Below are 16,699 nucleotides of genomic sequence, written 5' to 3' on the forward strand. Positions count from 1 at the left end.
GGGGAAGGACATGAGCAATACGGTTGAAAGTGAAAGCTCTGCTTTAGCTGAGCGGCTCATAGCGGTGCGGCGTCATCTGCATGAGCATCCTGAGCTGTCTCATGAGGAGTTCGAGACGACAGCATCCATTCGTCGTTGGCTAGAGGAGGCAGAGATTGCCGTTTCGGATGGCTATGCCGTTCTGCGGACGGGGTTGATCGCCGAGATTGGCGGGTTGCTGCCTGGACCGGTGGTTGCCATTCGTGCGGATATCGATGCACTGCCGATTCAGGAGGAGACGGGATTATTGTTCGCTTCGCGATATCCTGGCAGGATGCATGCTTGCGGGCATGATTTCCATACGGCCGCTGCCATTGGCGCGGCGCTGCTCTTGAAGGAGCGCGAGCATGAGCTGCGGGGGACGGTGCGGCTCCTGTTCCAGCCCGCCGAAGAGAAGGCGAAAGGCGCACAGCAGTTGATTGCCGCAGGTGCGCTGGAAGGCGTCAGCGCTATAGTCGGCATGCATAACAAGCCGGATCTGCCGGTCGGCACCGTTGGTATCAAAGAAGGTGCGATCATGGCGGCAGCCGACGGCTTCGTTGTTGAAGTCGAAGGGCGCGGCTCACATGCTGCCGTTCCGGAGGCAGGGCTTGATCCGATCATTACGGCAGCGCATATCATCACGGCGCTCCAAACGGTCGTGAGCCGGAATGTCGGTCCGCTGGAGAGCGCCGTCATTAGTGTGACGAAGCTGCATAGCGGAACCGCTTGGAATGTCATTCCGCAGCAGGCTGTGCTGGAAGGAACGGTGCGATCATTTGGCTCGGAGGTGCGCGAGCGTGTGCTGGCGCGATTCGACGAAGTGGTAGCGGGCGTTGCCGCTGCTTTCGGAACGAAGGCGCATGTGCGCTGGATAGAAGGTCCGCCGCCTGTTGTGAATGACGCGGCGCTTGCGGAGATTGGCGTGAGAGCTGCGCAGGAGGCAGGGCTTCAGGCGATTGTGCCGGTTCCTTCGCCGGCTGGGGAAGACTTCGCCTTCTATCAGCAAGAGGTGCCTGGATTGTTCGTCTTCATGGGTGTCGGCGGCAGCCAGGAGTGGCATCATCCGAAGTTTGACGTGAATGAGGAAGCGCTGCTGCCAAGCGCGCAGTTTCTTGCGAGCTTTGCAGAGCTGGCTTTGAAAGAGATATAAAATTCGATTTCCACGATAGGATAGGAGGAATAACGGATGACACAGAACCAAATTGATACGCTTCTTCTGGATTATGCAGCGCTGCGCGATCAGCTTCAGCAGGCAATTGCAAGCTTGAATGAGGATCAACTGAACTGGCAGGCGGCGCCTGGGGTATGGAGTGCGACGGAGGTGCTCTCGCATTTGGCGGACCATCATATTGTGGTAGGCTTCCGCATTCGTGAGATACTAGCAGGTTCTTCTGCTCAGCTTCCAGCGTTCAATCAGGATGAGTGGGTCTCCTCGTCGAGGGCAAACGTTGGCCGGGCACAGGATGTTTTGGCATTCTATGGAGCGTATTTGACCTATAACCTTCTGCTGTTGAAGCGGCTTACTCCTTCCGAATGGGAACGCACAGGCGTTAACTTCAAAGGCGAAACGGTATCGGTTCGCGATGTGGTTTGGGGCTTCATCAAACACGTACACGTTCATATTGGGCAGATTGAGCGGATTGCCTCCGCATATGTTGTCGTTTAATCCATTTCAGGGATAGGTAGAGGAGGAGCTAGAATGAGTAACCATGCGAAACAACTGAAACTTGGCGCACTGCTTCACGGTGTCGGCGGAAATCCAGCCATGTGGAGACATCCGGACACGCAAGGGGATGCGAGCGTTAATTTTGAACTCTATAAGAGCTGGGTGCAGAAGGCTGAAGCGGGCAAGCTGGATCTGATCTTTATTGCCGATGGCTTGTATATCAACGAGAAATCCATTCCTCACTTCCTGAACCGTTTCGAGCCAATCTCGCTCTTAAGCGCGCTGGCTTCCATTAGTTCGAATATTGGTCTTGTCGGAACGTTGTCGACTTCATACAGCGAGCCATTCACTGTGGCGCGCCAATTCGGTTCACTGGATGTGCTGAGCGGCGGTCGGGCTGGCTGGAATATCGTCACTTCCCCACTCGAAGGCTCGGCGCTGAATTATAGCAAGAAAGAGCATCCCGAGCATGATCTTCGCTATCGCATCGCGACGGAATACTTGGAAGTGACGCGGGGCTTGTGGGATTCGTGGGAAGATGACGCATTCGTGCGGGATAAAGCGGCAGGAGTCTTCTTTGATCGGGCGAAGCTGCACACGCTGAATCATGAAGGAGAGTTCTTCTCCGTGAAGGGACCGCTCAATATTGCGCGCTCACGACAGGGGCAGCCGGTAATCTTCCAGGCAGGCGCTTCGGAAGTCGGCAAGAATTATGCAGCGAAGGAAGCGGATGCGATCTTCACCGGGCATGAGACGATTGAGGATGCTATCGCATTCTATCAAGATATTAAGTCGCGCGCAGCAGCCTTCGGCCGTTCGGCTGATGATATGCTTGTATTCCCAGGTATCGGGCCGATTATCGGCGCGACGGCAGAAGAGGCTGAGCGCAAGTATCAAGAGGTTGCGAGTCTTATCACGATTGAGAATGCGCTCAATTACTTAGGCCGTTTCTTCGAGCATCATGATTTCTCCCAGTATCCGCTGGATGAGCCGTTCCCGGAGCTTGGCGACCTCGGCAAGAACAGCTTCCAGAGCGGTACGGACAAAATCAAGAAGGACGCAAAGGAGCGTGGCCTTACGCTTCGCCAGGTTGCGCTGCAAGCAGCGACGCCGCGCGGCAAGTTCATCGGCACGCCAGAGCAAGTGGCTGATCAGATCGAGGAATGGTTCGTTCGTGGTGCGGCTGACGGCTTCATGCTCGCCGCTGCGGTACCGAATGGTCTGGAGGACTTTGTCGACCATGTCGTGCCTCTCTTGCAGCAGCGCGGCTTGTTCCGCACCGAATATGAAGCGGATACGCTTCGCGGCAACTTGGGGCTGAAGGTTCCGGCGAATCGGTTTGTGTTGGCGAAGGAGCAAGGGGAGCAATCAGAATCGCAGTCGCAGTCGCAGTCGCAGTCGCAGTCGCAGTCGCAAGAGCAAGCGGCATTGTGATAAAAAGAAGGGCAGTTATTCGCATGAGGTCAATTGAACCTCAAGTGAATAACTGCCCTTTCTTTATTGCTAGCGGAGTATGCGAACTGACACAACTCAGGTGGAACACCAATGGAGTGCCAGTCGCAAATTCCGGAGCTCCGGAGCCTTACTTGGAGGCTACCGCAACATCCTGCACCGCTTTATAGATCGTATCGAACAGCTCATCCAGGTTCTCCTCTTCGATGCAAGAGAACGCGACGCGCAGGTCTGTCTCGCCTAGCGCGATTGTTCCGATTTGATACTCTTCAAGCAGGCGTGTGCGTACTTTCTCCGCTTCGACCGTGTTCAGCTTGAGGCACATGAAGTAACCGGAGTTGAATGGGTAGTACGACCATACATCGCCGAAGCGACCGCTGTCGAGCAAGTCTTTCACGCGGTTCGCGCGGGATTTCATAATCGCGAATTTCTCTTCCTTCTGCGCTTCGAATTCAGGCGCTTGCAGTGCTTTCAGCACGAAAGTCTGCGATGGATGCGGACCGCTGGAGATCGTCGCGCGGATAATGCCGAGCGTCTTCTGTTCCAGAGCGCTAAGGACTGCGTCCGAAGCATCTGCATACGTGATGAAGCCTACGCGGAAGCCCCATACGTACTCTTCCTTCGTTGCGCCGTCGATCTTGATCGGCAGCACGCGAGGGTGCAGACCTGCCAATTGGCCGAACAACGACTCATGCATCGAACCTTCGAAGAAGAGACCGAAGTATGCATCGTCTGTAACAGCAACGACATTGATGCCAGCTTCAGCCGCATCGTTCAGCGCGGCTACGATTTCCTGGCCTTCTTCAGCGCCCGGCGTGTAGCCAGTCGGATTGTTCGGGAAGTTCAGCACGACAATCGCTTTGCCCTTGTCCTTCTGCGCAAGCAATGCTTCGCGAAGACCTTGAGCGTTGAAGCGGTTCTCGCTGTTATATAGCGGGTATTCTACCATTACTGCGCCGCGGCGGATGCCGAAGGTTAGCTCGTAGTTCTCCCAGTTTTTATTCGGAATAATGACAGCATCACCGGCATCTGCGAACAGGTCAGCGACGATGCTAAGACCGTGAGTAAGAGCATTCGTTACGACAGGGTTGCCGTAGTTTTTATTCGCGAGCGATGGGTTCTCCTTCAACATCTTGCTGCGCCATGCCGTCCGCAGCTCTGGCTTGCCTGCTGGCGGTGCATATTCATAGAGATCCTTCGGATTATAAGCGGAGAGTGTGTCTTGGATGACTTTCAAATGCATCGGCTGGCCATTCTCAATTGCGATACCAATCGTTGCGTTGTACTTCTTTGCCTTTGCTTTTGCTTCGGCCGATTGGCTCAAAATGCCTTCCTTCGGAAAGTAGATCGCTTTACCGAGTGTGGACAACATCGCGAAAACATGGCCGTTCTCGCGCTCAATCGTGGCGTTAAGTGCTTCAGCAAGTGGGTTCATGGACTTCATTTCATCCTTCCGGCGATTCATTCTCATTTTTGGTTTCCACCAGGAAACCGTTAGCTGATATTATAACACTTATTCGGAGTGGAAGACCATGTTATCTCATTATATTTTTGCACTTTTTTCAGGATTGCGTTCCCGGGCGGCTTGGCGCAATATTGGCAAAGGAATCGCAGTATTGTATGATGACATCGATAGAGTTGTACGATGCAAGAGGAGGAAGCTGTAATGCTGCACTGTCCGCCGACATCCTTTATTTTGAAGCCCGCCTTAGCCAAAATCGTCTGCGAGCCCGGATGGAAGTGGCAGAAGCGTGAGAAGCCGCTCGCGAATTACGATTTGTTCTACGTATGGAGCGGCAGCGGTGAAGTCATCTTAAACGGCACGCCATATCAAGTCAGCAAAGGCAGCTGTTTCTTGTTTAAGCCGGGCGATCATACGAGTGCTACCCATAATCCACAGAAGCCGCTAGTACTGACATATATTCATTTTGACGTAGCTGAGCAGGTGGATCTTGTACCGCAGTCATATCGGATCATAAACGAGACAGTAGATTTGGAGCATTTGCTCTCTCGCTACGTACGGTTGTTCCTGGTGAAGACGTATGCGGCTGAGGAAGAAGCGCAACTGATCTTGAAGCAGCTCATGATCTACTTGCTTCGAGAGGATATGGAAGATCCCGTTGAGCGCAAAGGAAGCAATCAGCTGACCGAAGCGATTCATGAGGTTGCGAACTACATTCGGCAAAACCCTGGTATAGTGCACCGCGTCGAGGATTTGGCGCTGCGGGCGCAGCTGTCGCCAAGATATTTTTCCATTAAATTTAAGGAAATGATCGGCACTTCCGTGCAAACGTATATGATTCGGACCAGGATCGAACGGGCACAGCATCTGCTCATGCATGCGGGAATGAATGTGACGGAGGTTGCCGACGCGCTTGGCTATCGGGATATCTTCTTCTTCAGTAGGCAGTTCAAGCAGTATACGGGGAAGAGTCCGTCGGAGATTCGTTAGGATGTTGGACAATTAAAAAGCGGCAGGATCTGTAGAGATCCTGCCGCTTTGCTGCGTTTATGAGGAAGTTAGCGTGCCTAGACGTTCGCCCATCCGTACCTTGAGGCCTGTCTTCAGGTCAGGACGCGGGAGGAAGCTGTCGTCTTCGGTCAAGAGCACAACCGTGGAGCCGAACTCGAAATATGCGAGATCGTCGCCCTTGTCCATTTTTTCACGGAGCGGGAGTACGTACTTGATGCTGCTGACGTTCATTGCGCCTACTTTGACGATGGCTGTCTCCGCATTCGCATGCCTCATATAAGTAATCAATCGCTCGTTGCGGCTGAGCACTCGGCGCATATGACGAAGACCGAAGTCATTGACGGGATATACTTTCCCGAGCACATGCTCACGTTCTACAACCGTGCCAGCAATTGGCGTATGTATACGATGGTAATCTGTCGGGCTCAGGTAGAGCACCATGTAGTAGCCGTTCTTGTAATTCTCCATGCGCGGCGAGCGGTTTAGCAGCTCCTCAATCGTGTAATCCTGGCCTTTCACATTGAGAATCGTGCCTTGCTCGATCGGGCCGCAGCCGGTAATAAGGGCGTCAACCGGGCTTACGAGTGTAGCAGCGTCTGGATCTATTGTACGTGCGCCAGACTTCAGCTTGCGCGTGAAAAACTCGTTCAACGTGCCATATTCATGCAGCTGCTTCTCGGCTTCCTCTATAGCAATCCCGTACATACGGGCGAATTTCGGGATAAAGCGCCGGCTAGCGGGCGACTGGGCAAATCGACCGGTTATTCGCGAAATCCATTTGCGCGAGCTAAGCTCGGTCATTGATCGGAGCAGCCATTTGGTCATGCCGGTAATTCACGTCCTCTCTCGGTTTACGGTGGAACTCTACGTTGTTGTGTTGTCTGTGAACTAGTGTGACATATCGCGACTTAATTAGCAATAGAGTTCATTTCCAGCACGTTTAATAGCAGCCTACTTGCGCGAATACTGGCAAGTGAGGTGAATATGATGGCGGGATTAGTTCTTGCTGGCGCGCTGCTAGGAGCTGCGCTGCTTATATGGCTGAGAGGAAAGTCGTACGGTGTCAAAATGCTGCTGGATGGCTTGGCGGTGCTGTCTTATCTGGGCTTCTTCGTTGTGGCTGCGACAAGTGTGGCGAGGACGATACTAGATGATACGGTGTTTATGACTCAGGTGCATGAGGTGCTGCAGAGTCCGGTTTTTCTTGTGAGCGGAGCCTACCTAGGGCCATATGGCTTGGCGCTGCTCGTGCAGCAGCTGATGGACAGGCGAAGTTAGAAGAGGCAGTGGTACAAGAAATAAGGGCATTTCGCGCGGGTCCAAGCTCATCCGCTTCACGTATGCTACGTTAGCAAGCTTATTCGGATGAGAGGCGGGCTTTATGGATGGCTAGACCGAGAATCGCTTTTGTAACGCCGGGCACATTTCCGCTCCCTTCGCAGAACAGCAGCTCTGTCGAACGGGTGGTAGAGAAGCTGGTTCCGCTGCTCGTTCCTCGCATTGAACCGTGCATATATGGCAGAAGCAGCCGGACGCTGGGGAGTAAAGGCAAGCTGAGCGGTTCGGCGGTGGAGCGGTTTCCGGCTGCGAGCAAACGACTTTATCTGAAGCGGGTCGGCCGCGCGCTGCTGCGTTTTCAGCCTGATCTGACGCAGGTGGAGAATCGGCCGCGTTATGTGCTTCGGCTTCGGCGGCTTGCGCCATCCGGGAAAATCTGGCTCAATCTGCACTCTTCTACGTTTATTCGTAAAAGCGCGATAAGCGAGGCCGAGCTTGAGCGGAGTTTTCGCGCAGCAGACCGCGTAATCGTGAACAGCGAATACTTGCGTGAAGATGCGGCTTCTCGCGTACCGGCATATGCGCACAAGCTTCGGGTCGTGTATCCCGGCGTAGACACAGAGCGGTTCGTCTCACAGTATACGCAAGAAGGCGCTCGGAGGAGAATGCTGCTGCGATCTGAGCGGGGCTGGGCTGGCCGCAGCGTTGTGCTTTTTATGGGCAGGCTGTTGTCGATCAAAGGGGTGCACCATCTGCTTCAGCTGATGCCGCGGCTCATCGAGGAGCATCCGTCGGTTCTGCTTGTTATCGTAGGCGGGGCGTTCTATGGATCTCGTCGAACGACGGCTTATGTACGTGAGCTGCACCGGCTTGGCAGGAAGATGAAAGGGTACGTACAGTTCGTTCCCTATGTTCCCTATGGCGAAGTGCCGGGCTGGTTTCTCGGCGCGGATGTCGCAGTTGTGCCGTCTGGGAAGCGGGAGGCGTTCGGTCTGGTAAACGTGGAGGCGATGGCCTGCGGCTTGCCGGTCGTGGCTACGCGTGCTGGTGGGATGAAGGAGATCATCGAAGACGGCGTAACGGGGTATCTCGTGAATCCGGATCACGTCGTGCCGGAGATGAGAGCGCGTCTGCTCGAACTGCTGCAGAGCGACAGGCTGCGGCAAGAGATGGGGCTGCGGAGCCGGGAGCGGGTGGAGCAGCACTTTACGTGGCAGCATTCCGCGGCGCGGTGGCTGGAGCTGTTCGATGAGGCGCAGCGCGAGGCTGGGATGAGAGAGAAATAGTAAAGAATATTGAGTGAGTATTGATAGTGAGTGCGAAAGTAATTAGGAAAAGCATGTTGAACAGCGTGGAAATGCGGAAAAGAGTTGCAAAGAGAGCGAATATAAAATTTTATTAAAGAAAATTTTGGTTGAAATTTGTCGTATAACTAAGTAGTATGGTAATTAATAGAAATACTCTATAAGAGATGGACGAAGTAGGAAGCACCTGCTTGCGGGCTGATTATTTGGCTTGCAGGCGGTGCTTTTTTGTTTGGTTTGGGAGACTTGGCGATTTCAGTGTTTAGATTCGAAGAATCTAGGACTTACAGAATCTACGAATGAATATAACAACTTGATAATTTAGGAGGAATAGGTCATGAAGAAAAGCATTAACAAAACGAAAGTGATGGTCGCCGTTCTTGCTACGATGACATTGGTAGGGATTATGAGTCAGGGCACTGAAACATCAGCTGCAAAAACCCCTGTCATTAAGAACGCAAAAATGCCAATTAAAGTCTTGTATAATGCTCGGCAAATCGCAACTGATGTTCAGCCAGTAAATGACAATGGAACAATCCTTGTCCCAATTCGATTTGTGTCTGAAAAAATGGGGGCTGTCGTAACTCCGACTGGCAAGAAGATTACTGTGTTGAAAGCGAACAAAAAGCTGGAACTGACAATCGGCGCAAAGTCGGCGTTAATAAATAACGTCAAGTTGTCCCTTTCCTCGGCTATTCAACTGATTTCCGGTCGCACAATGGTACCTTTACGTGTAGTTAGTGAAGGACTTGGTATTCCGGTTGAATATGATGAAGATTTGAAGTTCGTTTGGATTGGTAATAAGAATATTCCTACTATCGAGGATGTAGTTAAAGGAAAGATTGTTGATGCAGCCACTTTATTTAAAAAGTATCCAGGGTATAAAGAATATCTTCAGGACCGGAAAGATCCGAATCATGTCGCAGTTTTAACTGAAGCTGACTTACCATTCTCAGTTTTTGGTGAAAACTTTTATCGAATGGATCTTGCTTATATTGAAGGTGAACAAGTGCTCCAAACTTCTTCAACTGATAAAGGGACAATGCTTACTCCTTTTTATTATTTAACAAAAAATAAAAACTTACCGATTCGTTGGAGAAGTGCTAATAATCGTGTAACGAAAGATGATATTCGATTAAATTGTTACCCGATTCCGTCAGGAAAAGACTGGATAGTACTTGGAGATGAGTGGAAACAATTTACCTTTAAAGAAATTGATTTCGTGGGTATGAAACTACCTTTAGACACTGGTGTAATCATGAAGAATCCTTTGTAGTAGAAAAATTGCGCTTTGGAAGTATCTCCCTAAAAGAAGAAAAAGACGAATTTAGCCGGAAGCACCGAGCTCACAGGGTCCCCCCCCCCCTTGTTTGCTGGTGTTTTTTTATTTTCTCCTATCAGAAAAACTTGAATAAAGTTTTATTACATCTATATCAGAGCGAAGAAAGAATCGGAACGTTTGTTATGAGTAAAAAATATAACCATATTATGGAGTCGATCTGATGAAACCGAGATTAATACGAAATTTAGTTTCAATTACCGTTATTGTGACATTAATGTTATCAATAATGTCCATTTACCCCCCCTCATTGATGCAGGCTGCATCACTAGGTGGCAATTCGAATATCCAACCGGTTGCTGAAGGGAATCTTCGTTATGCCGTTGCTTTTGGCTACTATGATATATGGAAAGATTCTTCAGGGAATCGGACGACGAAAAGTCTGGGGGCTTCAGTATCCTTTTCAAGTAATTATAATTTTTCTTTCCCTGGTCGAAAAGTTGTAAGTGTTGCAGCAACGCCATACAGATCAAATTCCGATGGAAAATACTTTTCTTCAAGGATAGGTGATAACTACAATATCTATGCTGATTATCTCGGTCTAAATCAAAATACATCAGACGCAGTAGATGTGAAAGGAGAGAATACGAGCAGCGTATCCTTTACTATAAAATTTAGTGGTAATCTGGGGAATTCAACAGGTTTGCCACCTGGTTATAGTTTACGCTATGACGATCCCGAACACGCCTGTTCTACTTGTGCACCAGCGGTAGACGGCTATCGCTACTTCTTCCCAGTACTTCTCAAATTCGAGCTTGCAGGTCAATACGAGGTCCATAATTTTGATATCACAACCGGAGAGTCGCTTGATTCAAAGATAGATCATCCATCGGGTGAAATGAAACGAGGAGATAAATACCCGCCTGCTCCGAGAACAAGTTCTGATTATGATTATGCGGATAAGTACAAGGAAGCAAAAGATGCTGTTGATCCAGCTACAACCAATTTCATTTCAGGAACCCCATCACTGTCGACGTATGATGGTAGCTTTGACAAGTATAAGGTGAACTACTACTACAAAAAGAAGCAAGGTAAAATCGTCATTAAACATTATGACGATAACGGTAATAGTCTTAACAGGGTGGCTGGATTAGTAGATAGGGAAGAAGAACTTGTTCCTGGTCAAACCTATACCTATATGCATGATGATCCAACTGCCGGTTCTGGCTATGCATACACAGGATATAAGAAGAAGACGACAGTTTCGGGTAGTTTTAGCGAGAAGGTAGCTGCTCCCGCAGAATACAATCTTGGAAAATATGATTCGACCAATTTCGCCTCGACCGTTTATTTGAACTATTATTACAAGATTGATACCAAGGGCGAAGTCCATATTAGGCATATGGTCAGAAACGGATCGACTGGAACATATACGCAGGCCAATGAACAACTCGTACCGGTTGCTACTTTTCCTTTTAAGGATTCATACAATTCTGATAGCCAATACGGAAAAGTTACCGGCAGCAACCTGTCATATATCACTTACATAACCTACGAGGGAACAGGGACTTCCCAGACGGTTAACCTTACGGCGTCTCAGACGGATGCCTACATTACCTTCTACTACGAGAAGAATGTCGCTGGCCAAATACAGATCCGGCATATGGTGAGAGAAGGCGCTAAAGGAGCTTTTAAACAAGTTAATCTCACGGCAGAAGACGTTAGCTCTATGCCATATAGCAAGTCGTACGGATATGATACTCAGTATGGAAACTATCTAGGAAGTAATCTCTCTTACGTAGCCTTTTCGGATCTACAGACATCTCTGACGGGCCAATCGGTTTATTTGAGTGCGACTGGAAACAAAAATGGTTTTGTTTCTTTCTTTTACGAGAAGCCAGCTAAGTTTACGGGAGACTTTGATGTTCTTCCGCCCAGTATTGCTTACAAGGACTCATTTAAGCTGCTTCCTAGGGATTTTCAGCTTAACGGCTGTAACTATCAATACCATTACTACAAAATCGAGCGTGATGGCACTACTTGGCAAAGTCCTGCTGTATATGGAATGAACACAGATTCGAGCTATCCTTATAGCAACTATCCATGGAATATCGGTGTTGGCAGCCATGATGTCTCGATGAAGATCGTCACGGATTGCGGTACATCGGACTGGATTGGTCCAAAGACGCTTGATGTAGCAGGACCGACAACGAACAGCCCACCAGAGTTCCGAATTGGATTTGTCTATCCGAGTGATAACAAGAACCCGGTTAATCAGGTTATCGTGAATACGAAGCTAGACTTGATCTTTATCAGTGATCCAGAGGTTCCAACGCCTTATGATCCTGACGGGGATACGATGTCTTTTAGGGGCTTTGATTACGCAACCGATGACGAATTCGTGCAGTCCATACCAGCCAACAGTACAGAGTACGGAAATGGCCAGCACGGGCTGAAAATGGACTCGCTTGGATATCACTACGTTTGCGGAATGATGCGCGATCAATTTGGTGCAACGGCGACGGCTTGTACCTATATCCAAGTCGTGCCGGAAAACCCCATTCCGATTGCTCAATGTCCGTCACCGGTGATTGCGAATCATCCGGTAGATATGACGAAGTTTAATGCAAGTAATAGCTACAGTCCTGTGAAAGGCCGTACCATCGACCATAGCAATGACGAGTGGTCCAATGTAAAAACATCCTATGAAAATACAACGAATGCGGATATGAAAGAATTCGTGAATTTGGACGTTTACGACAATAAGGGATTGAAATCACTCGAACCCGGAACATGCACTATTATCGTAAAACCGGATCTACCACCAATTGCAAAGCTGATGGTACCGAGTGTCGGTATTCGCGGCGAAACGGTCATAATTCCGAATCTCTCCACGAGTCCGGATGGCGATAAAATCGTGAAAGCAGAGTACAAGTACAAATACGATGCGAATCATAATGGTTTCTACGATAATGATTGGCATGACATTGAGGGTACGCTTGAGCAGCTGACTTTTGTTCCGGATAAGGTAGGCAAGTATCTATTCTATGTGAAAGTGACCGAAGAGTACGGAATGTCAGGTGATACTTCCAACTGGGCTATCCTGACGTCCTACACTCTAAACGTCTCGAATCTTGCGCCAGAGGTTTCATTTGATGTAGAAGGAAAGAATCCGCAGCCGGATTTGGATCTTCCGAAAAGTTATGCAGCTCAGGACATCCTCGATACCTGGGACTTGCTTGATATGAACACGGGCAATCGTATTGCGAATCCCAAGATGAATTGGACGATTCGAAACGGTACGCTCGAAGGCGGAATCGGAAAGCAATCGGAGCATCAATATTCTCACTATTACCAAGAAAAGTACTACGGATCGGATTTCAATCAGCACACGTTTGAACCTGGTCAAGATTATGGTTATGGTGCAAATGGATTTTCACCATATCGTGCCGGTAGAGGGGTAATCTTGGGGCAACCTGTGCTTGATAAGAGAAATAACCCTGTCGAGCTGTTTCAAGTTCCTGTATTGCGATCGAACGAAAAGTACTTCTACTATCAGGACAATGACAGTACGGACAAAATCATCTACGCGATGAATAAATCCAGATTATCGACTGAGAAAAAATCCAGCACGAATGGGTTTGATACCGTTTGGAACTACGTTGGTGGTGTTTCGCCGTACGATTTTATGCTGACTTTCAAATATGCGGATAATGTCAGTTTCGAACTTGCGGATAGGACGCTTTACGCATTCGTAAATAATGATGTTTACACCTATGATGCATTTTCTGGTGCGTTAATTAGCAAGGCATCCGATCATGGATGGAACAAGTCTACTGTGCTCAGCGTCACAGGTAGAAATAGTTACTATGTTGCATCATTCAAGAAGAATGATAATGTCGTCGTGTTCACCAAAGGGAAGGTGTTCGAATTTAATCGAAATGCGGAAGTCGTAACGAGCAAAGCGATTGCCGCAAGGACGAATATGCCAACTTGTACATTCGATTCCTCGACCGTCTATTCGGATGCTCAAGGGAATTTCTATGGTTACGAGAATTGCGTTGGAACAACGAAAGTGCCTACCGCAAATACAGCTATTTTGAAGTTCGATAATCAATATGATCTGGTTTGGAGGACAACCCTTACTGGATTGGCGTCAATGAACGGGTACTGTAACTTTTTAGCTTCTAAGGCTGACCAGTACGGGGTGTTAATCCTGAATACGGCAAAAGGAGAGCTGATTGCTCGAAGTTACACTTCGGATGGTAAAACTTCATGCAATAACTATCTCCAAGCCATAAATCTCGATTCAGGAAGCGCGCTAGACGTATCCGGTCAATATAAGTATGACTCCACGTTTGCGGATTTTTCCATCCTCCAGGATGGGTCAGTGGTGCCGCGTAAGACAGCGAAGAAGACAGAAGTCATGACGATAGATGGATACCGCACTTCGATGCACAATGGAACCGGAACGAATATTAATACGGCCGTATATCCGAATCCGTTTATAGGGGGAAGCCCGTATACGTATAGTGAGTACATGAGTCCGTCGAATTATGATTCGACGACAGGCGTCAATTATGTCATGTATATTGATGATGGATTGTTTGTTACCTTATCGCATTACAACAACGCGGGAGTTAACAATGTAGAAGCTAATAATTATATGTACCTCTGGCAAATGTCACAACCTTCAACAATCGAAATACCGGAACGGTTCCGTTTAGGTCAATTCGTTTCAAAGGACGAGTATGCGGATGCTGAACTGAACTTCTCGATGAAAATGGCTTTCACGAGCTATGACAATCAAGATTTTGGCTTCTCGTTACGCATGCTAGATCTTGATAATCGGTACGCGGTTGAAGGGACATCTACAGCTGTGCAGCTAGTGAAATACGTTGGAGGAATTCGAACGGTACTTGGCAGCGCGACATACCCGTTCAAGGATGATACGAATGCTGTCTTTAGAATTAAGGCGATCGGGAAAGAGCTGACGGTCTATTTGAACAAAGTGCCGATTATCGAGACGCAAGATAGTTCATTTTCTTCCGGTCGTTTTGGCCCATATTCCGATAAGGGCAACGTAAACTTTTGGGGCATCTCAGCTAAGCAGGCAAGTGAAATGAACATCTGGTCCGATCAATATGCGATCCTGGATGATTCAGGGACCGACGCTTCAGCTGAAGTTGAATACAGCAATATTGTGTTTAACGACCCAGAAGGCGACCCGCCAACCGAGGGCAAATATACATGGAACGTCAGTCACACGCCGCGATTTATTCATAACCAAGGTGTCTCTGATCTGAATGGTAAATCATTTAGTATCGCGCAGCTGAAGTTTGATAAAGTCGGTGATTATGTTGTGGGGTTAAGAGCAAAGGACGACCCGAATCCGGACTATTTATCACCGGATGACACTTTTGACGACTACCGCAAATTGTCCAATATGTTCACGAAGAAAATTACGGTTCACCGCAGGCCGATCTCGGATTTCGAGCTTGCTATATCACCAGATGACAACACGGTTCTATGGACAGACCACAGTCATGATCCGGACCGATATGAAAGCCCAATCGATTACTCTACGGAGAACACGGGCATTGATTATCTGGCGACAAAAGGAATCATGCAAAAAATGTTCTACTACATCACCCCTAGTGGTGACTTCGTAGAAAAGAAACTCGTAAGTCCGAAAGAAATGGGTACGTACGAGGTAGGGATGGCGGTTAAAGACGAGTACGGAGCTTGGTCCAACTACATGGTTGTGGATCTGCCAATCGCAGCGCTGCCAGCTCCGAACACACCGCCGGAACCAGGATTTACAACGAGTGTTGATAGCACGTTCCGCGGCGATCCGATCACAATTGACTCCGAAGCTTTTGACAAAGAAGATGGCGATCGTACGAACCTGCCACATCAGTACAACATTAAGAATGAGACAACGGGAAGCGCTGAAGTGTTTGCATGCGATTCGCGTACGAGTTGGGACAAGGCATTTAACACCATGGGACTGTTTACGATTAGGCAGGTTGTCGAAGACTCTGAGGGGGCAACCGCGGAGTACAGCCAGCAAGTGAGCATTGTTAATCAGCAGCCAACGGCTGATATTAATGCACCGGCGAGCGACGATCAGGACAATCCAACGAAGCTTGCGGTGCTGCGTCCTCAGTTCGAATGGAACTACGCGGATAAGGATGATGATGCGCAGACTCAGTTTGACATGAAAATTTACCGTTATGGAGGAACGCTCGAATATCAGTCAGGTACGAAGTATCTGGGTAATCAGTTCTGGACGCCAGGCGCGGATCTGCCTGAGAAGGTTAATATGTATGCCATTGTCCGGGTGTTCGACGGTTACGAATGGAGCGAGTACAGCGATCCGAAGTACTTCTATATCGAGACGAATCGGCCGCCGACAGCCGATTTTGATTGGAAGCCGAAGCCAATCTATGAAGGTGACAATATTACATTGCTGCCGTCAATTGATGATCCTGATCAGGATCATGTAACAGTCACTTATCTGGTCACGGACTCATCTGGGGCTAAGCAGAACTTTGCTTATGTAGATAGCTATCCTTATGCAGCAGCAGGACCAACCTTCAAAGCGCAACTCGCAGGCTCATATACCGTTCAGATGACCGTCTCTGATGGGAAAGCTTCGCCTGTTAAGGTGAACAAGCTCCTTACTGTGCTTCCCCTTACCGTTAGTGGGCAAGTGGAGCACACAGGTCAGTGGGAGCAACGCCGTAAAGAGAGCAACAAGAAAGCTTCCGGAGACGAGAATAGTCCACGTGAATATCAGGTGTTTTGGGCAGGAGAGCGGTTCATGCTGAACGCCAATACAACGGACACGGGCACGGCTACGGTTGCCGATGAAGTGAAGGTCACGATGAATGGGGTAACCATAAGCCTCACTGCAGCGAATTCCGCGCATACGAGTTGGAGCGGGGATATGTGGCAGACGGATTTTGAGAAGCTGCCGGAAGGTCCGCTAACGTTTACGTTTAAAGCCATTTACAGCAACGGTACAGTGAAGCAGACGTCGGTGACAATTGTCATCGCTGGAAATATTCAGCAGACTGTCGGAGTTCACCGCAGGCAATAAAAGCGGTTAAATATTATTAAACTGCCTCCATATGGGGGCAGTTTTTCTGTTTGCAGGCGTATTTTGACATAGCGGTAGTGTGACCTGCCCATGGGTGAATGCATATGATGTCTATGACATT

At 49.0% G+C, this 16,699-nt stretch carries 10 protein-coding genes; 8 read left to right on the plus strand and 2 right to left on the minus strand.

What is annotated here, in order from left to right:
* Positions 1–10: 10 nt before the first annotated feature.
* The 3 genes from AC0YNX_RS16905 to AC0YNX_RS16915 are packed head-to-tail and all read left to right on the plus strand — an operon-like array spanning position 11 to position 3,121.
* Positions 11–1,171 carry an amidohydrolase gene (locus AC0YNX_RS16905; RefSeq protein WP_475816871.1) on the plus strand — a complete coding sequence of 387 codons (1,161 nt, stop codon included), beginning with the start codon at positions 11–13 and terminating at the stop codon, positions 1,169–1,171.
* A gap of 36 nt (positions 1,172–1,207) precedes the next feature.
* Positions 1,208–1,687, plus strand: coding sequence for a DinB family protein (locus tag AC0YNX_RS16910; RefSeq protein WP_475816872.1), 480 nt, complete (start codon positions 1,208–1,210; stop codon positions 1,685–1,687).
* A gap of 33 nt (positions 1,688–1,720) precedes the next feature.
* A complete protein-coding gene (locus AC0YNX_RS16915) occupies positions 1,721–3,121 on the plus strand; it encodes an LLM class flavin-dependent oxidoreductase (protein WP_475816873.1) in 1,401 nt (466 codons plus the stop codon).
* 148 nt (positions 3,122–3,269) lie between these two features.
* Here AC0YNX_RS16915 and AC0YNX_RS16920 read toward each other — a convergent pair whose 3' ends face one another.
* The gene (locus tag AC0YNX_RS16920; protein ID WP_475817228.1) at positions 3,270–4,574 is read right to left on the minus strand and encodes an aminotransferase class I/II-fold pyridoxal phosphate-dependent enzyme; all 1,305 of its coding nucleotides are present in this window, start codon (positions 4,572–4,574) and stop codon (positions 3,270–3,272) included.
* A gap of 231 nt (positions 4,575–4,805) precedes the next feature.
* Here AC0YNX_RS16920 and AC0YNX_RS16925 point away from each other — a divergent pair, with 231 nt between their 5' ends.
* Positions 4,806–5,591 carry a helix-turn-helix domain-containing protein gene (locus AC0YNX_RS16925; RefSeq protein ID WP_475816874.1) on the plus strand — a complete coding sequence of 262 codons (786 nt, stop codon included), beginning with the start codon at positions 4,806–4,808 and terminating at the stop codon, positions 5,589–5,591.
* 57 nt (positions 5,592–5,648) lie between these two features.
* On the opposite strand, the gene asd is transcribed toward AC0YNX_RS16925, so the two are convergent.
* Positions 5,649–6,437, minus strand: a complete 789-nt coding sequence (gene asd / locus AC0YNX_RS16930) for an archaetidylserine decarboxylase (RefSeq protein WP_475816875.1) — start codon at positions 6,435–6,437, stop codon at positions 5,649–5,651.
* Between the two features lie 159 nt (positions 6,438–6,596).
* On the opposite strand from asd, the gene AC0YNX_RS16935 reads away from it, so the two are divergent.
* The 4 genes from AC0YNX_RS16935 (at position 6,597) to AC0YNX_RS16950 (ending at position 16,578) form a co-directional block, all read left to right on the plus strand.
* Positions 6,597–6,890 (plus strand): hypothetical protein, encoded by a 294-nt coding sequence (locus AC0YNX_RS16935; RefSeq protein WP_475816876.1) that lies wholly within the window; start codon positions 6,597–6,599, stop codon positions 6,888–6,890.
* Between the two features lie 107 nt (positions 6,891–6,997).
* A complete protein-coding gene (locus AC0YNX_RS16940) occupies positions 6,998–8,176 on the plus strand; it encodes a glycosyltransferase family 4 protein (RefSeq protein ID WP_475816877.1) in 1,179 nt (392 codons plus the stop codon).
* A 355-nt stretch (positions 8,177–8,531) separates the two neighbouring features.
* Positions 8,532–9,470 (plus strand): copper amine oxidase N-terminal domain-containing protein, encoded by a 939-nt coding sequence (locus AC0YNX_RS16945; protein WP_475816878.1) that lies wholly within the window; start codon positions 8,532–8,534, stop codon positions 9,468–9,470.
* 901 nt (positions 9,471–10,371) lie between these two features.
* Positions 10,372–16,578, plus strand: coding sequence for a hypothetical protein (locus AC0YNX_RS16950; protein ID WP_475816879.1), 6,207 nt, complete (start codon positions 10,372–10,374; stop codon positions 16,576–16,578).
* Positions 16,579–16,699 lie beyond the last annotated feature (121 nt).

Source organism: Paenibacillus sp. J31R98, from assembly GCF_056269245.1.